Raw genomic sequence first — 26,840 nt, 5'->3', positions numbered from 1 at the left:
TCGACTAATAATTAATAAAGATGGAGTGAATGCTCTAAGTTGACATTTTTGCTTAACAAATGATGTTTGCGTCGTATTAATCTCAACGATATGTTAATAGCAGTCATAATTACGACAGAAGAAATGACAATAATTACGAGGACAGTCATACCTCTGTTAACTTGCAAAAATAGTCTGGGGGCAAACTCATGGAGATGTTGTCGGGAGCAGAAATGGTCGTCAAGTCATTGATAGACCAAGGTGTAAAGCACGTATTTGGTTATCCAGGTGGTGCTGTTTTAGATATCTATGATGCACTTCATACCGTTGGTGGTGTGGATCATATACTCGTTCGTCATGAACAAGCCGCTGTACATATGGCGGATGGATACGCACGATCGACAGGGGATGTAGGAGTCGTCTTAGTGACTTCAGGGCCCGGTGCGACAAATGCGATCACTGGTATTGCAACAGCATACATGGATTCTATTCCCTTGGTCGTACTATCAGGGCAAGTCGCAAGCTCCCTTATCGGTAATGATGCATTCCAAGAATGTGATATGGTGGGAATATCTCGCCCAATTGTAAAACATAGTTTTTTAGTTAAAAAAGCGGAAGACATACCTGCAATCATCAAAAAAGCATTCTATATTGCAGCAAGTGGGCGTCCTGGCCCTGTGGTCATTGATTTACCTAAAGATACAGTCAGCCCGGCGCACAAATACCCTTATCGCTATCCAGAAACAGTTTCTTTGCGCTCATACAACCCGACGTTGCAAGGCCATAAAGGACAAATCAAAAAAGCACTTTCTAAGCTGATAGCAGCACAAAAGCCAGTATTTTATATTGGTGGTGGTGCGATCAACTCAAGCTGCTCACCAGAAATTCTAGAACTTGCTGAAAAGTTGCAACTTCCAGTGGTTTCCACGTTAATGGGACTCGGGGCTTTCCCTGAAACACATCATTTATCCGTTGGGATGTTAGGTATGCATGGGACTTATGAAGCCAATAAAGTCATGCATAACTCGGATGTAATTTTTGCAGTTGGGGTGCGTTTTGATGATAGAACCACCAATAATCTCGAAAAATATTGCCCAAATGCCACGGTTATCCAAATCGATGTTGACCCAACCTCTATTTCAAAAACCGTAAATACAGATATTCCGATTGTTGGTGATGCTAAATTGGCACTTCAGCAAATGCTGAGCCAGTTAGATCAAGCTTCCACAAAGCAGAATAGCCAAGCGCTTCAGGCGTGGTGGAAGGATATCGAAACATGGCGCGAGAAAAAATGCCTTAGTTACCAAACCAATAGCCAAAAAGTTAAACCACAGCAAGCCATTGAAGCTATCTATCGTTTAACACAGGGTGAGGCTTATGTGACTTCAGATGTCGGCCAACATCAAATGTTTGCGGCATTATATTATCCATTTGATAAACCTCGTCGTTGGATCAACTCAGGTGGCTTAGGAACGATGGGCTTTGGTTTACCCGCTGCTTTAGGGGTTAAATTAGCGCATCCACAATCTACCGTTATTTGTGTTACTGGTGATGGCAGTATTCAAATGAATATTCAAGAGCTGTCAACGGCGCTGCAATACGGCTTACCTGTCATTGTATTGAACTTAAATAATGGTTTTTTAGGCATGGTGAAGCAGTGGCAAGATATGATTTATCAAGGGCGACACTCTCACTCTTATATGGAATCATTGCCTGACTTTGTGAAGCTTGCTGAAGCTTATGGTCATGTCGGTATTTCTATCAGCTCTCCTGCTGAGTTAGATGACAAGTTAAAGCAAGCCTTGGTTGAGGTTAATGAAAACCAACGCTTAGTGTTTGTTGATATTAATGTTGATGAAACTGAGCATGTTTACCCAATGCAAATCCGTGGTGGTGCAATGGATGAAATGTGGCTGAGCAAAACGGAGAGGACTTGATCATGCGTCGTATTTTATCAGTTTTATTAGAAAACGAATCCGGTGCGTTATCTCGAGTCATCGGGCTATTTTCTCAACGTGGCTACAATATTGAAAGTTTGACGGTTGCACCGACAGATGATCCGACATTGTCTCGAATGACTATTCAGACAAAAGGCGATGCGAAGGTTCTTGAGCAAATTGAAAAGCAGCTACATAAATTAGTGGATGTATTGCGTGTTAGCGAATTAACGGCTTCAGCACATATTGAACGTGAAGTTATGTTAGTTAAGTTGCAAGCATCAGGTTATGGGCGTGATGAAATCAAACGTTGCTCAGATATTTTCCGTGGACAGATTGTTGATGTGACGCCAACGCTTTATACCGTTCAGCTCGCAGGAACAAGCGATAAACTAGATGCTTTTATCGAAGCGGTGCGTGGTGTTGCTGAAATTGTTGAAGTTGTGCGTTCAGGTATCATCGGTGTATCACGCGGTGATAAAATTATGCGATGAAAAATTTGTCAGCTGAAGGTAGAATACAGTAATGTGTAAAGCCCCGAGTCATTCGGGGCTTTGACCGTCAGCTGTTATTTTATACTCTAAATAATTCAAGATGCAGGTAGTTAATCCCCTCTACTGCTTGAAATATAACGAGTATATAGGCTTGCGGTTATTAGAGGCTGCAATATAAGCAGTATAATCAATGTATTAAGTTTGGTTGAAACACACAAAGAGGTTAACGTGAAACTGGATGAAATAGCCCGTTTAGCAGGGGTTTCCCGCACAACGGCTAGTTATGTGATCAACGGCAAGGCCAAGCAGTATCGAGTCAGCGATAAAACTGTAGAAAAAGTGATGGCTGTTGTCAGAGAGCACAATTACCATCCAAATGCCGTAGCTGCGGGGCTACGCGCAGGGAGAACACGTTCGATAGGGCTAGTCATCCCTGATCTCGAAAATACGAGCTATACTCGCATCGCTAATTATCTTGAACGTCAGGCACGCCAACGCGGCTACCAGTTATTGATAGCCTGCTCTGAAGATCAACCTGATAATGAAATTCGTTGCGTTGAACATCTTTTGCAGCGTCAAGTTGATGCGATTATTGTCTCAACGGCACTACCTCCTGAACATCCTTTTTATCAGCGCTGGGCAAATCGTTCCTTACCTATTATCGCTCTTGATAGGGCGCTTGAAAAAGAGCACTTTATTAGCGTCGTGGGTGATGACCAAGAAGATGCATTGATGATCTCAACTGAGCTGAAGAAATTTCCTGCAAAATCAGTGTTATATCTTGGCGCTTTACCTGAGCTATCCGTCAGTTATTTGCGTGAACAAGGTTTTCGTAAGGGCTGGGAAGGCGATTCAAGAGAAGTTAATTATCTGTACGCTAATAGTTATGAGAGGGCGTCAGCAGCAGATGTGTTTGCTGAGTGGTTAGATAAAGGCAATCAGATGCCTGATGCTTTGTTTACGACGTCATTTTCGCTGTTGCAAGGTGTGCTCGATGTCGCATTGAAACGTAACGGGCGCTTACCAGAACATATGGTAATTGCAACGTTCGGTGATAGCGAGTTGCTTGATTTTCTTGGCTGTCCTGTTTTATCGCTTGCACAGCGTCATAGGGATATTGCTGAACGTATTTTAGAATTAGTTCTTGCAAGTCTAGATGAAAAGCAAAAACCTGATACAGGTATTACACGTATTCGCCGTGATTTATGCCGACGTGGTAGCTTAGGTCGCAAGGAATAATTATTTTTTAATTAATCTGGTTGAATACTGAGTGATATCGATCACATTTATGAGTATCATATTAGCCCCTATTCAAAAGGGGCTTTTTATTTCATGCTAAAAATAAGTAAATATTTAACTTTAGGAATATTCTTAATCGGATAAATCTAATTTCTCGAAGTGGAATAAAATTAAATAAAAAAATTAATTTAAAAGTTTAGGTTTAAATATAAAATTTATCCTGAATCCATATTTGAGTTAAAATACTGTCTATTAAAACAGTATTTTAATTGATTGAAATTTATGGTTTTTATTTTCCTGTGAGGCAGTTATCGAGAATATTTATAGTAATTAGACATTCACGGTTAATTTGAAAGTAAAGAATCGGTTATCGATAAGCTGATTAAAAATGAGACGTATATAGGATATATCATCATTTGCCCGTTTTTTCGTCAGTAAAATAGAATTAAGTCAATATTTACTGCATTGTCAAAAATAAATGAGTTATATCAACCCGTTATTCATAATTTTATCTCCGAATTAGATTTTACCCTCTCTTATCTTTTCTGAATTGTTCTGTAAATAAAGCAAAAGCTAGGTGCATCTGGCTTGACAAGGTTTTCCTACCATTCGTAAACTTTATAAGTGGAGAATTGTGGGGTAAAGTGGGTAAACAGGAAATAAAGAGGTTTTACTGGGTATGTTTCGTGGGGCAACACTGGTAAATCTCGACAGCAAAGGGCGTCTTACCGTGCCTACCCGATATCGGGGAATGCTGAGCGAGGAATCTAAGGGGCAGATGGTATGTACCATCGACCTCCACCAGCCATGCCTATTACTTTACACGTTACCTGAATGGGAAATTATTGAAGAAAAACTGTCTCGCTTATCAACCATGAACCCTGCGGAACGGCGTGTACAGCGTCTGTTATTAGGGCATGCCAGCGAATGCCAAATGGATAATGCAGGGCGTCTTTTGTTAGCTAGTACGCTGCGCCAACACGCAGGGCTAACAAAAGAGGTCATGTTAGTCGGCCAAATAAATAAATTTGAACTTTGGGATGAACAGACTTGGTATCAGCAAGTTGAAGAAGATATAACTGCTGAAAGACAAACCCAAGAACCGCTGTCAGCCCGCTTACAGGATTTGTCACTATAAACATGACACAGCAGCAATTTAAACATGTAACAGTATTGCTTGATGAAGCAGTCAACGGACTCAATATTAAGCCAAACGGTATCTATATCGATGGCACCTTTGGCCGTGGTGGCCACTCAAGATTGATATTAAGTCAGTTAAATGAACAAGGGCGCCTGATTGCGATTGACCGTGATCCTGAAGCAATTAAAGCGGCTCAATTAATTAATGATCCACGTTTTATGATTAAACATGGGCCATTTTCTGCGATTGCGGATTATGTCGCAGAAGAAGGATTGGTTGGCAAAATTGATGGTGTTTTATTAGATCTTGGCGTGTCATCACCACAATTAGATGATCCAGAACGCGGTTTTTCGTTTATGCGAGATGGACCCCTAGATATGCGTATGGATCCCACGAGAGGTCAATCAGCACAGCAATGGCTCATGAATGCAGAAGCGGATGACATTGCATGGGTACTGAAAACCTTTGGTGAGGAGCGTTTTGCAAAACGTATAGCGAGAGCCATTGTTGAGCGTAATCATAATCCTGAAGAAGAGCCATTAACGCGTACTCGTCAGCTAGCTGAATTAATTGCGAAAGTGAGCCCGATAAAAGATCGTCATAAGCACCCAGCAACCCGAAGCTTTCAAGCAATACGTATCTATATCAACAGTGAATTAGAAGAAATAGAACAGGCACTTGAAGGCGCAGTGGCTGTTCTCGCACCAGAAGGGCGTTTATCGGTAATCAGTTTCCATTCGCTAGAAGATAGATTAGTGAAACGTTTTATCCGCCAAAATAGTAAAGGTCCGAGTGTGCCAGCAGGGATCCCACTGACTGAAACTCAAATTAAAGAGTTAGGTGCTGCCAAGTTACGTGAAGTGGGGAAAATGAAACCTTCTGGCGCTGAGGTAGATGAAAATCCAAGAGCGCGCAGTTCGGTATTGCGCTTCGCACAGAGGATGGCGTAATGGTTCCAGAAAGGCATAGCCTAGGAAAAGTTATCGGGCGCGATCTTTTCCGTTATGGAATTATTCCTTTAATTTTACTCGCTGCGATTATTATCAGCGCTGTATTTGTGGTTACCACCGCCCATGAAACGCGCTTACTGACAGCAGAAAAAGATAGACTATACGAAGAAAAAGATGCGCTAGATATTGAATGGCGCAATCTGATCCTAGAAGAAAACGCATTAGCTAGCCACAGCCGAGTTGAACGCTTATCTGTGGATAAATTACAGATGGTTCATGTTGAGCCTTCTCAAGAAAATATCATTGTTTCTAAGCAGTAGATAAGGTTACGTGACTAATGAAAGCACCGAAGTCAGCTAAAAATAAGAAACAGGAAGAAAATACCAGCTTTGTTAGCTGGCGTTTTGCTTTGCTGTGTGGCTGCATTTTATTAGCTTTAGCTGGGCTACTGGTGCGTGTTGCCTATTTACAAATTATCGCGCCAGAAAAATTAGTAAAAGAGGGCGATATGCGCTCACTGCGGGTTCAGGAAGTATCGACAGCTCGCGGTATGATCAGTGATAGAGAAGGGAGACAATTAGCCGTTAGTGTTCCTGTAAACGCTATCTGGGCAGATCCGAAAGTGGTGTTTGAGAAAGGGGGCGTTAGCAATAATGAGCACTGGAAAGCACTGGCTGATGCGCTGGAAATCCCTCTAGAACAAATTACGGCAAAAATATCGGCTAATCCAAAAGGTCGTTTTGTGTATCTTGCTCGCCAAGTGAACCCATCAATTGGTGAATATATTTCTAAATTGAAAGTGCCCGGTATTTACTTACGCAAAGAGTCACGCCGTTATTACCCTTCAGGGCCCGTGACTGCGCATTTAATTGGCGTAACAAATATTGATGGCGAAGGCATTGAGGGCGTTGAAAAAAGTTTTGAACGCTGGTTAAAAGGCTCTCCCGGTGAGCGAACTGTTCGTAAAGATCGTAATGGTCGCGTGATCGAAACCGTTTCATCAGTAGATAGCCAAGCGGCACACAACCTAGTATTGAGTATCGATGAACGGATCCAATCTATCGTTTATCGTGAGTTGACTAAAGGTGTTCAAGAAAACAAAGCAGAGTCTGGTGTAGCGATTTTAGTGGATGTGCACACCGGTGAAATTTTAGCGATGGCAAATAGTCCATCCTATAACCCGAATAACTTAGCGGGCACGCCGATGGATGCAATGCGTAATCGGGCGATCACCGACATTTTCGAACCAGGCTCAACGGTAAAACCGTTAGTCGTAATGAGTGCACTGAATAATCGTATTATCAAAGAAAATACGGTATTGAATACTTATCCATATCGGATCAGCGGCCATGAAATCAAGGACGTTGCTCGTTATGCAGAGTTATCTATTACCGGTATTTTACAGAAGTCGAGTAACGTTGGTGTTTCAAAACTGGCGTTAGCGATGCCTGCTACAGAGCTGGTGGATGTGTATAGCCGCTTTGGGTTTGGCAAGCCGACTAATCTGGGGTTAGTCGGGGAAAGTAGTGGCATCTTTCCAAGTAAAAAAACACGGTGGTCTGATTTAGATAGGGCCACCTTTTCTTTTGGGTATGGACAAATGGTCACACCACTACAATTAGTCCGTGCCTATGCAACAATCGGTAGTTTTGGAATTTACCGTCCATTATCTATCACTAAAGTTGACCCTCCAGTGCCGGGAACACGCGTGTTCCCAGAGCAAACGATGCGTACCGTAGTACACATGATGGAAAGTGTTGCTTTGCCTGGTGGTGGTGGAACACGAGCGGCAATCAAAGGCTATCGTATTGCGATTAAAACAGGAACAGCGAAAAAAGTGGGTCCTGAGGGGCGTTACGTAGAGAAATATATTGCTTATACCGCTGGTGTCGCCCCTGCGAGTAATCCTCGCTATGCCCTTGTCGTTCTTATCAATGAGCCTAACGCGGGTAAATATTACGGTGGTGCAGTATCTGCACCAGTATTTGGTTCAATCATGGGAGGCGTATTACGCATGATGAACATAGAGCCCGACGCATTACAGCCGGATGAGAAAAACGACATAGTCATTAATAAAAAAGAGGTTAAAAGTGGCAGATCGTAATCTTTGTGATCTTCTTTCGCCATTTGGCGTAAGCACAGCAAACATCTCATTACGTGAGATGACGTTAGACAGCCGTAAAGCAGCGGCTGGAGATCTGTTTATTGCTATTAAAGGCCATCAATCAGATGGTCGACATTATATTTCCCAAGCCATCGCACAAGGTGTTGCTGCGGTGATTGCTGAAGCTGCGGGAGAAGCCGCTGAAGGCGAAATACGTTATGTACATGGCGTTCCGGTTGTTTACCTCAATGACTTAAATAACCGACTTTCTGCATTAGCCGGTGAATTTTACCAGCACCCAGCAGCTAGGATGAAGCTCGTGGGCGTGACAGGAACAAATGGTAAAACCACGACGACGCAATTAATTGCCCAATGGGCACAAGGGTTAGGTGAAACTAGCGCGGTCATGGGGACGGTAGGTAATGGCTTGTTAGGGCAGGTTGCTCCAAGTGAAAATACCACTGGCTCAGCAGTAGATATTCAAGTTGAATTGACACAGCTGTTAAAACATCAGGCAACTTTGACCGCGATGGAAGTCTCTTCACATGGTTTGATCCAAGGCAGAGTCGCCGCATTGCCTTTCGATGCGGCGGTCTTCACTAACTTAAGCCGTGATCACTTAGATTATCATGGTGATATGGAAAACTATGAAGCAGCTAAATGGTTATTGTTTTCCACTCATCAAACCAAAGCACAAATTATTAATGCAGATGATGAAGTTGGCCTGAAATGGCTACAACGTTTACCACAAGCTTGCGCCGTATCAATGGAACAACGTATTCCATCACAGTGGCAAGGCCCTTGGCTACAAACAACCGCCGTTGAATATCATGATAGTGGTGCAACGATCAACTTCACATCATCATGGGGTGATGGAGTACTAGAAAGCCCACTAATGGGGGCATTTAATGTTAGTAACTTGCTTTTAGCCATGGCGACATTGCTAATGATGGATTACCCATTAGACCAACTATTAAATGCCGCCACTTCATTATCGCCTGTTTGTGGGAGAATGGAGGTGTTCAGTGCACCGAACAAGCCTACAGTGGTTGTTGACTATGCCCACACGCCAGATGCTTTAGAAAAAGCGTTAGCCGCAGCGCGTTTACATTGTAAAGGGCAACTATGGTGCGTGTTTGGTTGTGGTGGTGATCGTGATAAAGGCAAGCGCCCGTTAATGGGGGCAGCGGCAGAAGAGTGGGCTGACAAAGTGGTGATCACTGATGACAACCCTCGCAGTGAAGAACCGATGGATATTATTAACGATATCATGGCGGGTATTCTAGACTCTAGCCGTGTATTGGCGATCCCTGGCCGTGCCGAAGCAGTCACTAGCAGTATCATGCAAGCGAATGTTGACGACGTCATTGTGATTGCGGGTAAAGGGCATGAAGATTACCAAATCATTGGTCATCGCCGTTTAGATTATTCAGATCGCCTTACTGTCGCTCGATTATTGGGGGTGCTAGCATGATCCCTTTAACGCTAACTCAACTTGCAGATGTGACTTCTGGGCATTTATGTCGCATTGAAGGGCTTGATGCATCAACATTAGCCTTAAATGCAGTCAGTACCGACAGCCGTAAAATAGACTCAGGTTGCCTATTTATTGCATTAAAAGGCGAGCGTTTCGATGCGCATGATTTTGTCGAATCAGTGGTTGAAGGCGGTGCAGTTGCATTATTAGTTGACCGTGAATTGGATGTTGACTGTCCACAAGTGGTTGTAGATGACACCCGTCTTGCGATGGGGCAGCTTGCCGCTTGGGTTCGTCAACAAAGCCGAGCGAAAATCGTTGGTCTAACCGGTTCTTCTGGTAAAACTTCAGTGAAAGAAATGACCGCATCGATTCTTTCTACTCGCGGTAACACACTGTATACCGCGGGGAATTTGAACAATGATATCGGTGTTCCTCTAACATTATTTAGACTCACCAATGAATATGATTACGCTGTGATTGAAATGGGCGCTAATCATCCAAACGAAATCGCGTATACCACGAATATTGTCAAGCCACAGACCGCTTTGGTTAATAACTTATTTGCTGCACATTTAGCTGGGTTTGGTTCGCCAGAAGGCGTTGCTCGTGCAAAAGGTGAAATTTATCAAGGTATTCCTGAAGAAGGTACAGCGATTGTTAACCTTGATAGCTGTTCTGATAAATGGCAGTTTCAGCCGCGCCAAACCGTTTGGTATTACTCATTAACTGCACAGGATAAAGCTGATTTTTATCCATCGGATATTGAGATAAAGCAGTTAACTACGAATTTCATGTTACATACACCCGTTGGGCAGGTTCCAATCAGCTTGCCTTTACCGGGGATGCATAATATTGCTAACGTTTTGGCTGCGAGTGCTTTGGCAATTTCAGTAGGCGCAACATTAGAGGATATTCGTCGTGGCTTAGCAACGACAAAAGCCGTGCCGGGCCGTTTATATCCGGTACAGCTGAGCGATATGAAAGTTGTTTTAGATGACACATATAACGCAAATGATGGCTCAATGATTGCAGCAATTAATGTTTTGGCTAAAATGCCCGGCTATCGCGTCTTGGTGGCAGGGGATATGGGCGAACTCGGTGATTATGCACAAGATTGCCATCAACGTGTAGGCATAGCAGCAAAAAATGCAGGTCTGGATAAAGTACTGACCGTTGGTACGTTGAGTGAGTTGATCAGTCAGTCCAGTGAATGTGGTGAGCACTTTGCATTCAAAAAAGATTTATTAACCCGACTAATTCCGCTAGTTCAGCAGAATGAGGTTGTTTCTATTTTAGTTAAAGGTTCACGCAGCTCCGCCATGGAAGATGTTGTGAATGCATTGAAGGAGTGCTTTGCATGTTAGTTTGGCTTGCCGAAATATTGGTGCATCATTTTTCTGTCTTTAACGTCTTCTCTTATTTGACGTTTAGAGCCATTGTCGGTTTGCTGACAGCACTTGCTATTGCGTTGTGGATGGGACCTCGTTTAATTGCCTATTTACAAAAAATGCAGATTGGACAGGTTGTACGTGATGTGGGGCCTGAGTCTCACTTCAGCAAGCGTGGTACCCCAACTATGGGGGGGATCCTGATCCTGTTTTCAATCAGTATTTCAGTATTACTGTGGGCACGTTTAGATAACCCTTATGTTTGGTGTGTACTGTTGGTACTTGTTGGCTACGGTTTAGTGGGCTTTGCTGACGACTATTTAAAAGTAGTACGTAAAAATAGCCGTGGTTTGATTGCTCGATGGAAATACTTTTGGCAATCCGTCATCGCCTTAGTCGTCGCATTTTCAATGTATGCGGTTGGTAATGATACGCCGGCAACACAGCTAGTTGTGCCATTCTTTAAAGATGTCATGCCACAGCTAGGCGTACTTTATATCCTACTGGCTTACTTCGTTATTGTTGGAACCAGTAATGCCGTGAACCTAACCGATGGTCTCGACGGTTTAGCGATTATGCCAACGGTATTTGTTGCTGCTGGTTTTGCGCTAGTGGCATGGGCAACCGGTAACGTCAATTTTGCGAGTTACTTACATATACCATTTTTACCTCATGCGGGTGAGCTCGTGATTGTGTGTACCGCGATTGTTGGGGCTGGGCTCGGTTTCCTTTGGTTTAATACCTATCCTGCACAAGTGTTTATGGGCGATGTTGGTTCACTGGCATTGGGTGGTGCTTTAGGTACGATAGCCGTTTTACTGCGCCAAGAGTTCTTATTAGTGATCATGGGTGGGGTATTTGTCGTTGAAACCTTATCGGTCATTCTACAAGTAGGCTCTTTTAAATTGCGTGGCCAACGTATATTTCGTATGGCACCAATTCACCATCATTATGAGTTGAAAGGTTGGCCTGAACCACGTGTTATTGTGCGTTTCTGGATTATTTCTTTGATGCTAGTACTTATTGGTCTAGCAACATTAAAGGTACGTTAAAATGGGTCATTCGCAGGGCAAACAGTATCAGGGTAAAAAAGTGACCATTATCGGATTAGGCCTTACGGGCCTATCCTGTGTGCACTTTTTCCTATCACAAGGCGTTACCCCGCGTGTGATGGATACCCGTGCTGTCCCTCCAGGTGTTGAACAATTACCTGAAAATGTTGAGTGTCATCGTGGTGGTTTAAATAATCAGTGGTTACAAGAATCTGATTTAATTGTTGCCAGCCCTGGTATCGCATTAGCAACCCCTGAATTGCAACAAGCGGCCAATAATGGAATCGAAATTGTTGGTGATATAGAGCTGTTCTGCCGTGAAGCGGATGCCCCCATTATTGCGATTACGGGTTCTAATGGCAAAAGTACGGTGACCTCTTTAGTGGGTGAAATGGCGACGGCTGCGGCTATCTCTGTTGGCGTTGGCGGTAATATTGGTATCCCTGCGTTGTCATTGCTTAATCAGGGTCATCAACTGTATGTATTAGAACTGTCTAGCTTCCAATTGGAAACGACATCCAGTCTGCAAGCGCTGGCTGCAACAGTATTGAATGTCACTGAAGACCATATGGATCGTTATCCTTTGGGGCTGGCGCAATATCGTGAAGCTAAATTGCGTATTTATCATAATGCACAACATTGTGTAGTGAATGCACAAGATCCATTAACTTTACCTACTGAGGGTAACAGCAACACTTGGACTAGCTTCGGTGTTGATAATGGCGATTATTACTTTGATTCACTGCGTCGTACATTAGTTGCCAAAGGTCAAACACTGCTCAATGTTGATGAAATGCATTTAACAGGGCAGCACAATTATACCAATGCGTTGGCAGCTCTTGCATTAGCGGATATCGCAGGCGTTGATCGTGATGCTAGCTTGCGAGTATTGAAAAACTATGCGGGTCTAGTTCATCGTTTTCAACTGGTATTACTGAATAATGGTGTCCGCTGGATAAATGATTCGAAGGCAACCAATGTAGGTAGTACTGAAGCTGCTCTTAATGGTTTAAAAGTTGATGGCACACTGCATTTGTTACTGGGCGGTGATGGGAAATCAGCTGATTTCTCCCCATTAAAGCCTTATTTAGCGCAAGACAACGTGCGTTTGTATTGCTTTGGCCGTGATGGTAAACAGTTGGCTGAATTAGAGCCGAATAAGTCAGTACTTACTGAGACCATGGAACAAAGTATGCGTTACTTGGCTCCGCAGCTCAAAGCTGGCGATATGGTCTTACTTTCGCCTGCTTGTGCCAGTATCGATCAGTTTAAAAACTTTGAGCAACGTGGTGCTATTTTTGCTCAGTTGGCGAAGGAGCTAGGCTGATGACTATACCGGGTGCGATGCGCTTAAAAAATTGGGTTATCGGTGAGAAGAGCGGCGTTATTGCAGGCTCTACACTGTATGATCGTACTCTAGTATGGCTAGCATTCGGTCTTGCTGCGATTGGTTTTGTGATGGTGACATCCGCTTCAATGCCAGTTGGTCAGCGGCTCACTGAAGATCCGTTTTATTTTGCAAAGCGTGATGTTATTTATTTAGTGGTTGCTTTCATTTTAGCGCTAGGCGTGATGAAAGTGTCGATGGCGACATGGGAAAAATACAGCTTTGCGTTATTGATGTTTGCTTTAGCGATGTTAGCCGTTGTGCTGGTTGCAGGTAGCTCAGTGAATGGTGCCTCACGGTGGATTGACATTGGAATTGTTAAAATTCAGCCAGCAGAGATCTCTAAGTTTGCGCTGTTTTGTTATGTATCTAGTTACTTAGTGAGAAAGTCAGAAGAAGTCAGGACGCGCTTCCTTGGTTTTGTCAAACCCATGTGTATTCTGATCATTATGGCTTCATTATTATTACTACAGCCCGATTTAGGGACCGTTATCGTGCTGGTGGTTACCACACTGGGTTTGTTATTCCTAGCGGGAGCAAGATTAGCACCATTTATTATTGGTATTGCGGCTTGCGTAGTGGGGGTTTTGGCGTTGATTTGGTTTGAGCCATATCGCTTACGTCGAGTGACTTCATTTTTGAACCCATGGGAAGATCCGTTTGGTAGTGGTTATCAGTTAACACAGTCTTTGATGGCGTTTGGTCGCGGTGAAGTATTAGGCCAAGGTTTAGGTAACTCAGTCCAAAAATTGGAATATTTACCTGAAGCACATACTGACTTTATTTTCTCCGTACTCGCGGAAGAGTTAGGCTACGTCGGTGTAGTACTGGTTCTGCTTATGGTGTTTATGTTGGCATTTAGAGCGATGATGATAGGCCGCCGTGCTTTGTTAGCAAAACAGTTCTTTGCTGGCTATTTAGCTTGCTCTATAGGGATTTGGTTTACCTTTCAGGCGCTGGTGAATGTGGGAGCAGCGGCCGGTATGTTGCCAACGAAAGGGCTAACATTGCCATTGATCAGTTATGGTGGTTCCAGTTTATTAGTCATGTCTGCCGCTATCGCTGTTTTATTGCGTGTGGATTTTGAAACACGTCTGGAAAAAGCACAGGCGTTTGTAAGGAGTGTTAAATGAGTCGAGCAAAAAGATTATTAGTCATGGCTGGTGGCACTGGGGGACATGTGTTTCCCGGATTAGCTGTGGCGCATTATTTGCAGACTCAAGGCTGGGAAATTCGCTGGTTAGGCACTGCCGATCGTATGGAAGCTACATTAGTGCCACAACATGGCATTGAGATAGAGTTTATCCGTATTTCAGGGCTGAGAGGTAAAGGTGTTATGGCATTGGCTGCGGCACCTTGGCGGATCTGTAAAGCTGTATGCCAAGCCAAAGCAATTATTAAGCAATATCAACCCGATGCTGTATTAGGTATGGGGGGATATGTTTCTGGGCCGGGCGGTATTGCCGCATGGTTATCCGGTGTTCCAGTTGTTCTGCATGAACAAAATGGTATCGCAGGGTTAACCAATAAATGGTTATCCAAGATAGCGAAACGTGTATTGCAAGCATTTCCTGGTGCATTTCCTAACGCGCCTGTTGTTGGAAACCCGGTTCGAAAAGATGTGCTAGCACTTCCTCTACCAGAAGCTCGATTATCAGATCGCGACGACCAAATACGCGTGCTTGTAGTAGGAGGAAGCCAAGGTGCTCGTATTTTGAATCAAGTGATGCCTAAAGTTGCTGAAAAAGTAAGCAAACAGTTAAATATATGGCATCAAGCAGGAAAAGGAAGTAAGGAATCTACAGAAGCGTTGTATAATGAAAGCCTAAAAAATCCAGTTAATTCCGAGTATTCAGTTAATTCCGAATATAAAGTGACTGAGTTTATCGATGATATGGCTCAAGCTTACGCATGGGCAGACATCGTTATATGTCGTTCAGGCGCATTGACGGTCAGTGAAATTGCAGCGGCGGGTTTACCCGCAATTTTTGTTCCTTTTCAGCACAAAGACCGTCAGCAGTATTGGAACGCACTACCACTCGAAAAAGCGGGTGCGGCCAAAATACTTGAACAGCCCGAGTTTACAGCAGATAGCGTGGCTACTCTGTTAGACCAATGGGATAGAAAAGAATTGTTGTCGATGGCCAAAAAAGCCCGAGAGTGTGCAATCACAGATGCAACTGAGCGCGTAGCTGCCGTGATCTGTGAAGTGGCGAAGTAATCATCGGTAAGTGGTATTGGTACAGAATTAATAGAAGCGAAGACATATAGTGAATACACAACAGTTGGCGAAATTAAGAACATCAGTGCCGGAAATGAGAAGAGTCAGGCACATCCATTTTGTCGGTATCGGTGGTGCTGGCATGGGTGGTATCGCCGAAGTGTTGGCAAATGAAGGTTATCAAATTAGCGGTTCTGATTTAGCGCCAAACGCGGTCACACAGCAGCTGACTTCTTTAGGGGCAACAATCTATTTTAATCATCGCCCTGAGAATGTTGAAAACGCCAGTGTGGTTGTGGTTTCAACAGCAATTTCAGCGGAAAACCCTGAAATTCAAGCCGCTCATGAACTGCGTATTCCTGTTATTCGCCGTGCTGAAATGTTGGCTGAACTGATGCGTTACCGTCATGGAATTGCTGTCGCAGGCACTCATGGCAAAACCACTACTACTGCTATGATTTCAGGGATTTATGCACAAGCAGGCTTAGATCCTACATTTGTTAATGGTGGTTTAGTAAAATCAGCGGGTACTCACGCACGTTTAGGTAGCAGCCGCTATTTAATCGCTGAGGCTGATGAAAGTGATGCTTCATTTTTACATTTGCAGCCACTGGTTGCGGTGGTGACGAATATTGAAGCGGATCACATGGACACTTATCAAGGTAACTTCGAGACTTTGAAAGATACCTTCATTAACTTTCTGCATAACTTGCCATTTTATGGCCGTGCAGTGATGTGTATTGATGATCCGGTGATCCGTTCATTATTACCACGCGTTAGTCGCTATGTGACAACGTATGGTTTTAGTGAAGATGCAGATGTGCGCATCGTTAAATATGAACAAAAAGGTAATCAAGGTTTCTTTACTATTGCGCGTGAGAACATGCCTGAGCTGACGGTGGTGCTGAATGCACCAGGGCGTCATAATGCATTAAATGCAACGGCTGCGGTTGCCGTTGCAACGGAAGAAGGTATCGATGATCAGCATATACTATCTGCACTAGTTGAGTTCCAAGGTACTGGGCGCCGTTTTGATTTTCTTGGTAACTATTCACTTCGCCATGTAAACAGTAAAGAGGGTGAAGTGATGTTGGTGGATGATTATGGTCACCACCCAACAGAAGTTGATGCCACAATCAAAGCAGCAAGAGCTGGGTGGCCAGACAAGCGTATCGTCATGGTATTTCAACCACATCGCTACTCACGTACCCGTGATCTGTATGATGATTTTGCTCATGTACTTAATCAGGTTGATGTATTACTGATGTTAGAAGTTTATCCAGCAGGGGAAAAACCTGTGCCGGGTGCAGATAGCCGTTCATTATGTCGTACTATCCGTGGTCGTGGCCAAATTGATCCAATTTATGTGGCAGAGCCTGAGCAAGTTGCACAAATTTTATCTCAAGTACTTGAACCAAATGATTTAATTCTAGTCCAAGGTGCTGGGAATATAGGTAAAATAGCGCGCAATCTTGCAGAAACTAAATTACAGCCACCAATGGTAGAGGAGTAATTTATGGCCGAGAAAATTGCAGTTTTATTTGGCGGCACCTCTGCTGAACGTGAAGTTTCTCTGCAATCAGGAACTGCGGTCGTTAAAGGGCTGCGTGAAGCAGGTATTGATGCACATGCGATTGATACTAAAGAGTTCCCTGCTGTAACGTTAAAAGAAGCAGGGTTTGATAAAATCTTTATTGCATTGCATGGACGTGGTGGCGAAGACGGTACTATCCAAGGGTTACTTGAGTTTTTAGAACTTCCTTATACGGGGAGCGGTGTGATGGCTTCCGCCTTGAGTATGGATAAATTAAGAACCAAGCAATTATGGGAAGGCGCAGGTTTATCGGTATCACCTTACGTTTCTTTAAACAAAACTGAATTTAATTCACTAACAAAGTTACAAATTGAAGAATTTGTGGGACATCTCGGACTACCACTTATTGTCAAACCGAGCTTGGAAGGGTCAAGTGTAGGTATGAGCAAAGTGGACAGTTTGGATGATTTATCAGCAGCTTTGGAATTGGCATTTCGTTTCGATGAAACGGTGTTGATAGAAAAATGGTTAAGTGGTCCTGAATATACCGTCGCAATATTGGGCGAGCAGGCTCTACCATCAATTCGTATTCAACCGCCGGGGATCTTTTACGATTACGAAGCTAAATATCTATCTGACGAAACACAATACTTTTGTCCGAGTGGCTTGAACGATGAGTTAGAAGCAGATTTGTCACAGTTAGCGATGCGCGCTTATCAAGCGGTTGGTTGCGAGGGCTGGGGGCGAGTAGACGTGATGCAAGATAGCGATGGTCAGTTTTATTTATTGGAGGTGAATACCTCTCCAGGCATGACCAGCCATAGCTTAGTACCGATGGCCGCGCGTCAAGCAGGGATCGATTTTTCGCAGTTGGTAGTACGTATTTTGGAATTGGCTAACTGATATGTCACAGGCAGCGTTAAATGTTAGGCATCATAAACAGCATAATGATGACAGTAATGACCCAAATTCAGGACCAAGTAATGGTGCGTTTCTTGGTGGGTTGATTTTCTTCTTAATGGTTGTTGGCACAATCATTTGGAGTGGCTGGACCGTCATGAACTGGATGAAAGATGCTGACAGACTGCCGATGTCGAAACTGGTATTAACGGGGGAGCGCCACTATACAACCAATGATGATGTTAGGAAGGCAATATTATCATTGGGGCAACCGGGAACATTTATGACGGTTGATGTGAATGCGATTCAAAATCAGATTAGTGCGATGCCATGGATACGCCAAGTTACAGTACGTAAGCAGTGGCCTGACGAATTAAAGATCCATTTAGTCGAATATGTGCCTTATGCACGTTGGAATGACCAAACAATGGTTGACAAGGAAGGGCGAGTATTTAGTCTTCCTGCCAGTGAAAGTAATAAAGGTGATTATGCCTTGCTATATGGCCCGCAAGGTAGCCAAAAAGAAGTGCTAAAAGAGTACCTTGAATTTAAAAGAATACTTGCAGAGCAAAATTTAAAATTAAAATCAGTCTCGATGACAGCACGGCATGCTTGGCAGCTTATTTTAGATAACGATGTTCGTATTGAACTCGGTAAAAAAGATGTAATTGGGCGGTTAAATCGTTTTCTTGAACTTTATCCGCTGTTGCAGCAAACCACAGATAAACGTGTCGACTATGTTGATTTACGTTATACCAGTGGCGCTGCGGTGGGGTGGGCACCACTGCTAGTGGATGCACCACTGGAGTTACAATAATTAATATTGCTAATAACTCAGACTAGGCAGAAGCAAATGATCAAAACGACGGACAGAAAATTAGTTGTAGGCCTTGAAATTGGGACTTCCAAGGTGTCGGCCCTTGTAGGCGAAATTCTGCCCGATGGTATGGTGAATATTATCGGGGTGGGAAGCTGTCCATCTCGTGGCATGGACAAAGGTGGCGTTAACGACTTAGAGTCAGTGGTTAAATGCGTGCAAAGGGCGATTGATCAGGCTGAGTTGATGGCAGATTGCCAAATTTCTTCAGTGTATCTTGCCTTGTCAGGTAAGCATGTTAGCTGCCAAAACGAAATTGGTATGGTACCAGTTTCAGAAGAAGAAGTGACACAAGAAGACGTAGACAGTGTTGTTCATACCGCTAAATCAGTCAGGGTTCGTGACGAACATCGAATTCTTCATGTGATCCCACAAGAGTTCGCGATTGATTACCAAGAAGGTATTAAGAACCCTGTTGGTCTTTCAGGTGTGCGTATGCAAGCGAAAGTTCACTTGATTACTTGCCATAACGATATGGCGAAAAATATTGTGAAAGCGGTAGAACGTTGTGGGTTGAAAGTCGACCAACTGATTTTTGCCGGTCTTGCTGCAAGTTATTCTGTACTGACCGAAGATGAACGCGAGCTTGGCGTTTGTGTGGTTGATATCGGTGGTGGGACCATGGATATGGCAGTATACACAGGTGGTGCATTACGTCATACCAAAGTGATCCCTTATGCAGGTAATGTTGTAACAAGCGATATTGCCTACGCTTTCGGTACACCACCAAGTGATGCCGAAGCAATCAAAGTTCGTCATGGCTGTGCTGTCGGCTCGATAGTGAGTAAAGATGAAACAGTTGAAGTACCTAGCGTGGGTGGACGACCACCGAGAAGTTTGCAACGTCAAACTTTAGCAGAGGTTATCGAGCCGCGTTATACAGAGCTGTTAAACCTAGTAAATGAAGAAATTTTAAATTTACAGGAACAGTTAAGGCAACAAGGTGTCAAACACCATTTAGCCGCGGGGATCGTTCTTACTGGGGGCGCTGCACAAATCGACGGGCTCGTTGAATGTGCTCAAAAAGTGTTCCATACACAAGTTAGGATCGGGACTCCACTCAATATTACAGGCTTAACGGATTATGCTCAGGAGCCATACTATTCAACTGCGGTTGGGCTTCTGCATTACGGTAAAGAAAGCCATCTTGGCGATGATACCGAAACGGAAAAACGTGCTTCAGTTAAAGGGTGGTTTAGTAAAATTACCGGTTGGCTGAGAAAAGAATTTTAATTTTTATTCAGAAGCATATTATTAGCTTCGAAGTAAGCACAAAACGGAGAGACATTATGTTTGAACCAATGGAGCTAACCAACGATGCGGTGATTAAAGTCATCGGCGTTGGTGGCGGCGGCGGAAATGCCGTTGAACACATGGTGCGTGAGCGTATTGAAGGCGTTGAGTTCTTCGCCGTCAACACGGATGCACAAGCACTGCGTAAAACCGCAGTCGGACAAACCATCCAGATTGGTACTGGTATCACTAAAGGTCTTGGCGCAGGTGCCAACCCTGAAGTTGGCCGCAATGCCGCTGAAGAAGATCGTGAAGCGTTACGTAATGCACTTGATGGTGCAGACATGGTCTTTATCGCAGCGGGTATGGGCGGTGGTACGGGTACAGGTGCGGCTCCAGTGGTTGCTGAAGTTGCTAAAGAACTGGGTATCCTAACTGTTGCTGTCGTGACTAAGCCTTTCAATTTTGAAGGCAAAAAACGTATGGCATTCGCGGAATCAGGCATTACTGAGTTATCAAAACATGTTGACTCATTAATTACTATTCCAAATGACAAACTACTAAAAGTATTGGGTCGCGGTATCTCATTACTGGATGCTTTTGGTGCAGCAAACGATGTACTAAAAGGTGCTGTTCAAGGTATTGCAGAGCTGATCACACGCCCTGGTCTGATGAACGTCGACTTTGCTGACGTACGTACTGTAATGTCAGAAATGGGCTACGCCATGATGGGCTCAGGCGTTGCACGCGGTGAAGATCGTGCCGAAGAAGCGGCTGAAATGGCTATTTCAAGTCCACTTCTAGAAGATATCGATCTGTCTGGCGCTCGTGGCGTTCTGGTCAACATTACAGCTGGTTTCGACCTGCGTTTGGATGAGTTTGAAACGGTAGGTAACACTATCCGTGCATTCGCTTCTGATAATGCGACAGTCGTGATTGGTACATCACTTGACCCAGAAATGAATGAAGAGCTGCGAGTGACTGTCGTTGCAACGGGTATTGGTATGGATAAACGTCCTGAAATTACCCTTGTTAACAACAAGATGTCTCAGCAAGCATCAATGGAACAGCGCTACCAGCAAATGCAAAATAGCATGTCTTCTATGCCGTCAATGTCTTCATTGACTGAAGAGAAGCCTGCTGCTGCAAAAGCGGTGAATGACCAAAATACGCAAACTAATAAGGAACCCGATTATTTGGATATTCCTGCGTTTTTGCGTAAACAGGCCGATTAATTTTAATTATATTGGTTTCTCCGCTTTTTGTGCTAAACTTTCCTGCTGATTATCAAGTATGATGATCAGCAGGACGGATAACATTGCGAGAAAAAAACGATGATCAAACAAAGGACACTTAAACGTATAGTTGAAGCGACTGGTGTTGGTTTACATACCGGCAAAAAAGTCACGCTTACTCTGCGTCCAGCGGCGGCCAACACCGGGGTCATCTACCGTCGTACTGACCTAAATCCTCCGGTTGATTTTCCGGCTGATGCTAAGTCTGTCCGCGATACCATGTTATGTACTTGTTTAGTCAATGAAGATAACGTGCGTATTTCGACCGTCGAGCATCTGAATGCTGCTTTGGCAGGATTAGGTATCGATAACATTGTTATTGAAGTCAATGCGCCTGAAATCCCGATTATGGATGGCAGTGCAGCACCGTTTGTTTTCTTATTACTGGATGCCGGTATTGAAGAAATCAATTGTGCGAAGAAATTCTTACGTATTAAAGAAAAAGTGCGTGTAGAAGATGGTGATAAGTGGGCTGAATTCACGCCATATAATGGTTTTAGCCTTGATTTTACTATCGATTTTAATCACCCAGCTATTGATAGCAGCACTCAGCGTTATAAAATTGATTTTTCTGCTGAAGCGTTTGTTAGTCAAATTAGCCGTGCTCGTACATTTGGCTTTATGCGTGATATCGAATATCTGCAATCCAAAGGCTTATGCTTAGGCGGTAGTTTCGATTGTGCTATCGTAGTTGATGACTATCGTGTTCTCAACGAAGATGGTTTACGTTTTGAAGATGAATTCGTTCGTCACAAGACACTCGATGCTATCGGTGACCTGTTCATGTGTGGGCACAATATTATTGGTGCGTTTACCGCGTACAAATCTGGCCATGCATTGAACAATAAACTTCTACAAGCGGTACTTGCAAAAGAGTCAGCTTGGGATCTGGTCACATTTGAAGATGAAGCTGAATTGCCAGTGGCATTCAAAGCACCTTCAACTGTTTACGCTTAATACTGTTTACGCTTAACTAAATAGCGTATTAATTAGGTTTGTAAATAATAGTTGTGCAGCTACCACTAGATTGGTGTTAGCCTTTTCTGTTGGTTGTACTGGTACTCTCTCCGGCCAGTGCAGCCAGCCGCTCTAATCTCTCTTTTAACCCCTTCGAACTATTCTCAGCCAAGCGTAATAGATGTTTAGCCGTCTCTGTACTTATCTTTCGATTGTTCGGAACTTGATGAGTTTTAACTGTTTGATTATTCAGTGAGCTATTTTCAACCTTTTTTCGCATTAGAACTGGGTTGATCCTGATGTCTATGGAAGATAAAGATGGTAGAATAGAGTTTCGTAATGCAGAAATCAGATGAAGTTTTTCATAATTCAAACGGGTCATCCAACTTGCGTTAGCAACTTCGATAACCAATATGCAATTACGATAATTTGCAACGCGGCACATAGGCTTTAGTTCGCTGGGTAATAAGCCTTTTACAGCTTGATTTAGCTTATTGATAGCTTGTGCAGTACGTTGAATAGTTTTTAAAGGGCTGCTCGTTTTAGCGAGCGACTCTTCAAGTGCATCAAATAGCTCTTGTGGGTGACTATCTCTCATTTCCAGCTCCAGCTAATGGGTAGTTCAGTGCTCTAGTACGACAAGTGCGATATGATATGTGTACTATAAAACGATAATATATAAATACAGTGTATACTCTAAATGATCCAAGTTACGGCTAAGCGTCCATAGAAAACACTGCGACTAGTACCAATGAAGGTAGTTAACTACCTTAGCGCAAATCTTAGCAGTTTGTAGCATGATGAGTATAACAGAAAATAATTTAAGACTTTGATGGGTATTCTAAATCTTTGGCGACAATTTGGTAGACGATACTTTTGGTCTCACCTCTTATTAGGGGTTGTGGCTACAGGTATTGGCATGCCTGCGATTTTGAATGCCTTATCTGATGGGCAACAAACACAATTCAATTCATCTTCTGTTAATCGCCAAAATCAAGCGGTTAATGCATTTGATAACTTATTTGCTCAGCAAAACCCTCAGCGCTCCTCATCATCCTCTTCTTATTCGGTGAATTATTGGCAGCAACACGCCGTTAGAAATGTGATCAGGCAATTGACCTTTGCATTTTCAGCCACTGAAGATGATGATGCGAGCCAGCAAGACGAACAAAAAGGCTTACAGCTAGCACCACAAATTATGCTTGATACGTTGTATGCTATGTTGGCACAACGATCATTGCAATGGGGCGAAATCGCCTCTCAATCAAATTATTATATCTACCCTCTATTTATTTCATTTCAACCTGCGATGTGGGTTGCGCAAGTTCACGGGATCCGTGCCGGACCCATTTTCAGTTAATTATTATTGTTATTACTACGCCTTTATTAGGTGAACTGTTTTTCGTTCAAAATAAATGATGTGATCATTTAATAACTAACTGAGAATAAAGAATTATGTTAACAAAACTATTAACCAAAGTTTTTGGTAGCCGCAACGATCGTACTTTGCGCCGTTTACGCAAAGAGGTTGAAAATATCAACCGTCTTGAGCCTGAGTTTGAAAAACTGACGGACGATGAACTGAAAGCCAAAACGCAAGAGTTTCGCGAGCGTTTAAGCAAAAATGAAAGTCTTGAAAGCATCATACCTGAGGCATTTGCGACAGTACGTGAAGCAAGTAAACGTGTTTTCGGTATGCGCCATTTCGACGTTCAGCTAATCGGTGGTATGGTACTGAACGAACGTTGTATCGCTGAAATGCGTACTGGTGAAGGTAAAACATTAACGGCAACACTGCCTGCATACCTAAACGGCTTAACAGGTAAAGGGGTTCACGTTGTCACCGTCAACGACTACTTGGCGAAACGTGACGCAGAAAACAACCGTCCATTGTTCGAATTCTTAGGGCTGACAGTCGGTATTAACCTACCGGGTATGCCTGCTGGTCTGAAACGTGAAGCTTACGCTGCTGATATCACTTATGGTACAAACAACGAATTTGGTTTTGACTATTTACGTGACAACATGGCATTTAGTCCTGAAGAGCGTGTTCAACGTAAACTTCACTATGCATTGGTGGATGAGGTCGACTCAATTCTTATCGATGAAGCACGTACTCCTCTGATCATTTCAGGTCCAGCTGAAGACAGCTCTGAGCTGTATAAGAAAGTTGATAAAATCATTCCTAAATTAGAGCGTCAAGAGAAAGAAGATTCAGATACTTTCCAAGGCGAAGGTCACTTCTCTGTTGATGAAAAATCACGTCAAGTCACACTGACTGAACGTGGGCTGGTATTGATTGAAAAACTGCTATCTGATGAAGGCTTAATGGAAGAGGGCGAGTCACTGTATTCACCTTCTAATATCATGTTGATGCACCATGTAATGGCGGGTCTTCGTGCCCATGCACTATTTACCTTGGATGTTGACTATATCGTTAAAGATGGTCAAGTTATCATTGTCGATGAACATACTGGTCGTACAATGGAAGGTCGCCGCTGGTCTGATGGTCTGCATCAGGCAGTTGAAGCGAAAGAAGGCGTTGAAATCCAAAATGAAAACCAAACATTGGCTTCAATCACCTTCCAAAACTATTTCCGCTTATATGAAAAACTAGCGGGTATGACCGGGACGGCTGATACCGAGGCATTTGAGTTTAGTTCTATCTATAAACTGGATACCATTGTTATCCCAACCAACCGTCCAATGGTGCGTAAAGATTTACCTGATTTAGTTTATATGACTGAAGCAGATAAATTTGATGCAATTATTGAAGATATTCGTGAAAGAACGGCGAATGGCCAGCCTGTTTTGGTCGGTACAATTTCAATCGAAAAATCTGAATTAATTTCTAATGCGCTGAAAAAAGCCAAGATTGCCCATAATGTCTTGAACGCAAAATTCCATGCTATGGAAGCAGATATTATCGCAAACGCAGGTCAAGCAAGTGCCGTTACCATTGCAACTAACATGGCGGGTCGTGGTACCGATATCATGTTAGGGGGAAGCTGGCAAACTGAAGTTGCTGCTTTAGAAGAGCCAACCCAAGAACAAATTGATGAAATCAAAGCTCAATGGAAAATTCGCCATGATGCCGTTCTGGCAGCGGGTGGTTTGCATATCATTGGTACAGAGCGTCATGAATCACGTCGTATTGATAACCAGTTACGCGGTCGTGCGGGGCGTCAAGGGGATGCTGGTTCTTCCCGTTTCTACCTATCAATGGAAGATGCGCTAATGCGTATTTTTGCATCAGATCGTGTAACCGGTATGATGCGTAAATTGGGAATGAAACCAGGCGAGGCTATTGAGCACCCATGGGTAACTAAGGCGATTGCAAACGCACAACGTAAAGTTGAAAACCGTAACTTTGATATTCGTAAACAATTACTTGAATACGATGATGTTGCGAGTGACCAACGTCGCGCAATTTACACGCAGCGTAATGAGCTACTTGATGGTGGTGATATTCAAGAAACTGTCGAGAGTATTCGTGAAGATGTATTCACAACAACAATTGATGCATACATTCCGCCACAATCTTTAGAAGAAATGTGGGATATTGAAGGTTTGCAAAAACGTCTAATTAACGACTTTGATTTAGATTTACCAATTAAAGAATGGTTAGATAAAGAGCCTGAATTGCACGAAGAAACGTTACGTGAACGTATTATGGAAAAAGCGGTTGAAGTGTATCAACGCAAAGAGGAAATTGTTGGCGTTGAAATGATGCGTAATTTTGAAAAAGGTGTCATGCTACAAACGTTAGATACCCTGTGGAAAGAACATTTGGCCTCTATGGACTATTTACGCCAAGGTATCCACTTACGTGGTTACGCGCAAAAAGATCCAAAACAAGAGTATAAGCGCGAATCGTTCAATATGTTTGCAAATATGCTGGAATCACTGAAATATGAAGTGATTAGCACGTTATCTAAAGTTCAAGTTCGTTTACCTGAAGAAGTTGAAGCATTAGAGCAACAACGTAAAGAAGAAGCAGAACGTTTAGCGAAAAAACAGCATCTTAGCCATGAAGCAAGTGCTGAATCACTGATGTCTGAAGCTGAAGCGCAAATTGCCACACAAGGCCATAAGATTGGGCGTAACGACCCATGCCCTTGTGGTTCAGGAAAAAAATACAAGCAATGCCACGGTCGCTTAAATTAATTTATTAAATGACTAATAGATAAATCCAAGGCGGGGTAACCCGCCTTTTTAACGAAAAAATTATGGAAAAAAAACACTTATATATCGCTGCTGGGATCATTCGTAATAATGACCAACAGATATTTATTACTGAGCGCCCAAGTGGTACGCATATGGCTGGCTATTGGGAATTTCCCGGTGGAAAGCTCGAAAAAGGCGAACAACCTGAAGACGCGTTGATCCGTGAATTGGAAGAAGAAGTGGGTATTATTGTCACTGAATGTGAGTTATTTCATTGTGTGGAACATGAATTTGATGAGCGCTGTGTGACACTCTATTTTTATATGGTCTCATGTTGGAAAAATGAGCCGTATGGAAAAGAAGGACAGAAGGGACGTTGGGTTGATCAAAAAGATTTAGTTGCTGATGAATTCCCTCCAGCTAATCGAGTGATTGTCGAAATGCTGAAGTAATCTCACTAGCTTTCAATTAGCTTGTGTAGATCCAACTATCTTATGATAAACCT

At 43.2% G+C, this 26,840-nt stretch carries 23 protein-coding genes; 22 read left to right on the top strand and 1 reads right to left on the bottom strand.

The features are described from left to right. The first annotated feature begins 188 nt into the window (after nucleotides 1-188). The 19 genes from ilvI to lpxC all read left to right on the top strand — a co-directional run bounded on the left by ilvI (nucleotide 189) and on the right by lpxC (nucleotide 22,168). The gene (ilvI, locus tag SC428_RS16295) at nucleotides 189-1,916 is read left to right on the top strand and encodes an acetolactate synthase 3 large subunit (protein WP_070925256.1); all 1,728 of its coding nucleotides are present in this window, start codon (nucleotides 189-191) and stop codon (nucleotides 1,914-1,916) included. Between the two features lie 2 nt (nucleotides 1,917-1,918). Further along, nucleotides 1,919-2,410, top strand: a complete 492-nt coding sequence (ilvN, locus tag SC428_RS16290; protein WP_318708915.1) for an acetolactate synthase small subunit — start codon at nucleotides 1,919-1,921, stop codon at nucleotides 2,408-2,410. A 228-nt stretch (nucleotides 2,411-2,638) separates the two neighbouring features. Beyond that, nucleotides 2,639-3,649 (top strand): catabolite repressor/activator, encoded by a 1,011-nt coding sequence (gene cra / locus SC428_RS16285; RefSeq protein ID WP_070925258.1) that lies wholly within the window; start codon nucleotides 2,639-2,641, stop codon nucleotides 3,647-3,649. A 679-nt stretch (nucleotides 3,650-4,328) separates the two neighbouring features. Next, entirely contained in the window at nucleotides 4,329-4,787 is a 459-nt protein-coding gene (gene mraZ, locus SC428_RS16280) for a division/cell wall cluster transcriptional repressor MraZ (RefSeq protein WP_070925259.1), read from the top strand. Nucleotides 4,788-4,789: 2 nt separating this feature from the next. Continuing rightward, complete coding sequence (rsmH, locus tag SC428_RS16275) at nucleotides 4,790-5,740, top strand: 16S rRNA (cytosine(1402)-N(4))-methyltransferase RsmH (RefSeq protein WP_070925260.1); 951 nt, start codon at nucleotides 4,790-4,792, stop codon at nucleotides 5,738-5,740. Next, on the top strand, nucleotides 5,740-6,060 hold the full coding sequence (gene ftsL / locus SC428_RS16270; RefSeq protein ID WP_140181791.1) for a cell division protein FtsL: 321 nt from the start codon (nucleotides 5,740-5,742) through the stop codon (nucleotides 6,058-6,060). Before rsmH ends, ftsL begins: the two co-directional genes overlap by 1 nt. A gap of 17 nt (nucleotides 6,061-6,077) precedes the next feature. Then, nucleotides 6,078-7,844, top strand: coding sequence for a peptidoglycan glycosyltransferase FtsI (gene ftsI, locus SC428_RS16265; RefSeq protein WP_070925262.1), 1,767 nt, complete (start codon nucleotides 6,078-6,080; stop codon nucleotides 7,842-7,844). Beyond that, nucleotides 7,831-9,318 (top strand): UDP-N-acetylmuramoyl-L-alanyl-D-glutamate--2,6-diaminopimelate ligase, encoded by a 1,488-nt coding sequence (gene murE, locus SC428_RS16260; RefSeq protein ID WP_070925263.1) that lies wholly within the window; start codon nucleotides 7,831-7,833, stop codon nucleotides 9,316-9,318. Before ftsI ends, murE begins: the two co-directional genes overlap by 14 nt. Then, nucleotides 9,315-10,688, top strand: a complete 1,374-nt coding sequence (gene murF, locus SC428_RS16255) for a UDP-N-acetylmuramoyl-tripeptide--D-alanyl-D-alanine ligase (protein ID WP_283125651.1) — start codon at nucleotides 9,315-9,317, stop codon at nucleotides 10,686-10,688. The genes murE and murF overlap by 4 nt, the downstream gene beginning before the upstream one ends. Continuing rightward, nucleotides 10,682-11,764: a phospho-N-acetylmuramoyl-pentapeptide-transferase gene (mraY, locus tag SC428_RS16250; protein WP_070925265.1), complete on the top strand. Its 1,083-nt coding sequence runs from the start codon at nucleotides 10,682-10,684 to the stop codon at nucleotides 11,762-11,764. The genes murF and mraY overlap by 7 nt, the downstream gene beginning before the upstream one ends. A 1-nt stretch (nucleotide 11,765) precedes the next feature. Then, entirely contained in the window at nucleotides 11,766-13,091 is a 1,326-nt protein-coding gene (gene murD, locus SC428_RS16245) for a UDP-N-acetylmuramoyl-L-alanine--D-glutamate ligase (RefSeq protein WP_318708842.1), read from the top strand. Next, a complete protein-coding gene (gene ftsW / locus SC428_RS16240) occupies nucleotides 13,091-14,284 on the top strand; it encodes a cell division protein FtsW (RefSeq protein ID WP_140181797.1) in 1,194 nt (397 codons plus the stop codon). The genes murD and ftsW overlap by 1 nt, the downstream gene beginning before the upstream one ends. Then, the gene (murG, locus tag SC428_RS16235; RefSeq protein ID WP_070925267.1) at nucleotides 14,281-15,372 is read left to right on the top strand and encodes an undecaprenyldiphospho-muramoylpentapeptide beta-N-acetylglucosaminyltransferase; all 1,092 of its coding nucleotides are present in this window, start codon (nucleotides 14,281-14,283) and stop codon (nucleotides 15,370-15,372) included. Before ftsW ends, murG begins: the two co-directional genes overlap by 4 nt. 94 nt (nucleotides 15,373-15,466) lie before the next feature. Then, nucleotides 15,467-16,885, top strand: a complete 1,419-nt coding sequence (murC, locus tag SC428_RS16230) for a UDP-N-acetylmuramate--L-alanine ligase (protein ID WP_306803362.1) — start codon at nucleotides 15,467-15,469, stop codon at nucleotides 16,883-16,885. A gap of 3 nt (nucleotides 16,886-16,888) precedes the next feature. Then, a complete protein-coding gene (locus SC428_RS16225; protein WP_318708838.1) occupies nucleotides 16,889-17,809 on the top strand; it encodes a D-alanine--D-alanine ligase in 921 nt (306 codons plus the stop codon). 1 nt (nucleotide 17,810) lies between these two features. Continuing rightward, complete coding sequence (gene ftsQ / locus SC428_RS16220; protein ID WP_070925270.1) at nucleotides 17,811-18,623, top strand: cell division protein FtsQ; 813 nt, start codon at nucleotides 17,811-17,813, stop codon at nucleotides 18,621-18,623. Nucleotides 18,624-18,659: 36 nt separating this feature from the next. Beyond that, entirely contained in the window at nucleotides 18,660-19,916 is a 1,257-nt protein-coding gene (gene ftsA / locus SC428_RS16215; protein WP_008910356.1) for a cell division protein FtsA, read from the top strand. A 56-nt stretch (nucleotides 19,917-19,972) separates the two neighbouring features. Further along, complete coding sequence (gene ftsZ / locus SC428_RS16210; RefSeq protein ID WP_070925271.1) at nucleotides 19,973-21,151, top strand: cell division protein FtsZ; 1,179 nt, start codon at nucleotides 19,973-19,975, stop codon at nucleotides 21,149-21,151. Between the two features lie 99 nt (nucleotides 21,152-21,250). Beyond that, nucleotides 21,251-22,168: a UDP-3-O-acyl-N-acetylglucosamine deacetylase gene (lpxC, locus tag SC428_RS16205; RefSeq protein ID WP_070925272.1), complete on the top strand. Its 918-nt coding sequence runs from the start codon at nucleotides 21,251-21,253 to the stop codon at nucleotides 22,166-22,168. Between the two features lie 76 nt (nucleotides 22,169-22,244). On the opposite strand, the gene SC428_RS16200 is transcribed toward lpxC, so the two are convergent. Beyond that, on the bottom strand, nucleotides 22,245-22,766 hold the full coding sequence (locus SC428_RS16200; RefSeq protein ID WP_070925273.1) for a DUF721 domain-containing protein: 522 nt from the start codon (nucleotides 22,764-22,766) through the stop codon (nucleotides 22,245-22,247). A 234-nt stretch (nucleotides 22,767-23,000) separates the two neighbouring features. Between SC428_RS16200 and secM the strand changes: the two genes are divergently transcribed. The 3 genes from secM to mutT all read left to right on the top strand — a co-directional run bounded on the left by secM (nucleotide 23,001) and on the right by mutT (nucleotide 26,787). Next, complete coding sequence (secM, locus tag SC428_RS16195) at nucleotides 23,001-23,528, top strand: secA translation cis-regulator SecM (protein WP_070925274.1); 528 nt, start codon at nucleotides 23,001-23,003, stop codon at nucleotides 23,526-23,528. Nucleotides 23,529-23,623: 95 nt separating this feature from the next. Then, nucleotides 23,624-26,335, top strand: coding sequence for a preprotein translocase subunit SecA (gene secA, locus SC428_RS16190; RefSeq protein WP_070925275.1), 2,712 nt, complete (start codon nucleotides 23,624-23,626; stop codon nucleotides 26,333-26,335). 62 nt (nucleotides 26,336-26,397) lie between these two features. Beyond that, nucleotides 26,398-26,787: an 8-oxo-dGTP diphosphatase MutT gene (gene mutT, locus SC428_RS16185; RefSeq protein WP_070925276.1), complete on the top strand. Its 390-nt coding sequence runs from the start codon at nucleotides 26,398-26,400 to the stop codon at nucleotides 26,785-26,787. The last annotated feature ends 53 nt before the right edge of the window (nucleotides 26,788-26,840 follow it).

Origin of the sequence: Providencia sp. 2023EL-00965, from assembly GCF_033550225.1 — a bacterium.
GTDB lineage: Bacteria > Pseudomonadota > Gammaproteobacteria > Enterobacterales > Enterobacteriaceae > Providencia > Providencia manganoxydans.
This window is presented reverse-complemented; position numbering and strand designations above follow the sequence as displayed.

What these genes read in the sequence shown, in the direction of transcription:
- ftsW (WP_140181797.1), top strand. Translation starts at nt 13,091, where the DNA reads ATGACTATACCGGGTGCGATGCGCTTAAAAAATTGGGTTATCGGTGAG.
- SC428_RS16225 (WP_318708838.1), top strand. Translation starts at nt 16,889, where the DNA reads ATGGCCGAGAAAATTGCAGTTTTATTTGGCGGCACCTCTGCTGAACGT.
- ftsZ (WP_070925271.1), top strand. Translation starts at nt 19,973, where the DNA reads ATGTTTGAACCAATGGAGCTAACCAACGATGCGGTGATTAAAGTCATC.
- murC (WP_306803362.1), top strand. Translation starts at nt 15,467, where the DNA reads ATGAGAAGAGTCAGGCACATCCATTTTGTCGGTATCGGTGGTGCTGGC.
- rsmH (WP_070925260.1), top strand. Translation starts at nt 4,790, where the DNA reads ATGACACAGCAGCAATTTAAACATGTAACAGTATTGCTTGATGAAGCA.
- murD (WP_318708842.1), top strand. Translation starts at nt 11,766, where the DNA reads ATGGGTCATTCGCAGGGCAAACAGTATCAGGGTAAAAAAGTGACCATT.
- ftsQ (WP_070925270.1), top strand. Translation starts at nt 17,811, where the DNA reads ATGTCACAGGCAGCGTTAAATGTTAGGCATCATAAACAGCATAATGAT.
- SC428_RS16200 (WP_070925273.1), bottom strand. Translation starts at nt 22,766, where the DNA reads ATGAGAGATAGTCACCCACAAGAGCTATTTGATGCACTTGAAGAGTCG.
- ilvN (WP_318708915.1), top strand. Translation starts at nt 1,919, where the DNA reads ATGCGTCGTATTTTATCAGTTTTATTAGAAAACGAATCCGGTGCGTTA.
- murG (WP_070925267.1), top strand. Translation starts at nt 14,281, where the DNA reads ATGAGTCGAGCAAAAAGATTATTAGTCATGGCTGGTGGCACTGGGGGA.
- mraZ (WP_070925259.1), top strand. Translation starts at nt 4,329, where the DNA reads ATGTTTCGTGGGGCAACACTGGTAAATCTCGACAGCAAAGGGCGTCTT.
- ftsA (WP_008910356.1), top strand. Translation starts at nt 18,660, where the DNA reads ATGATCAAAACGACGGACAGAAAATTAGTTGTAGGCCTTGAAATTGGG.
- secA (WP_070925275.1), top strand. Translation starts at nt 23,624, where the DNA reads ATGTTAACAAAACTATTAACCAAAGTTTTTGGTAGCCGCAACGATCGT.
- mraY (WP_070925265.1), top strand. Translation starts at nt 10,682, where the DNA reads ATGTTAGTTTGGCTTGCCGAAATATTGGTGCATCATTTTTCTGTCTTT.
- ftsL (WP_140181791.1), top strand. Translation starts at nt 5,740, where the DNA reads ATGGTTCCAGAAAGGCATAGCCTAGGAAAAGTTATCGGGCGCGATCTT.
- ilvI (WP_070925256.1), top strand. Translation starts at nt 189, where the DNA reads ATGGAGATGTTGTCGGGAGCAGAAATGGTCGTCAAGTCATTGATAGAC.
- lpxC (WP_070925272.1), top strand. Translation starts at nt 21,251, where the DNA reads ATGATCAAACAAAGGACACTTAAACGTATAGTTGAAGCGACTGGTGTT.
- ftsI (WP_070925262.1), top strand. Translation starts at nt 6,078, where the DNA reads ATGAAAGCACCGAAGTCAGCTAAAAATAAGAAACAGGAAGAAAATACC.
- murF (WP_283125651.1), top strand. Translation starts at nt 9,315, where the DNA reads ATGATCCCTTTAACGCTAACTCAACTTGCAGATGTGACTTCTGGGCAT.
- mutT (WP_070925276.1), top strand. Translation starts at nt 26,398, where the DNA reads ATGGAAAAAAAACACTTATATATCGCTGCTGGGATCATTCGTAATAAT.
- secM (WP_070925274.1), top strand. Translation starts at nt 23,001, where the DNA reads ATGGGTATTCTAAATCTTTGGCGACAATTTGGTAGACGATACTTTTGG.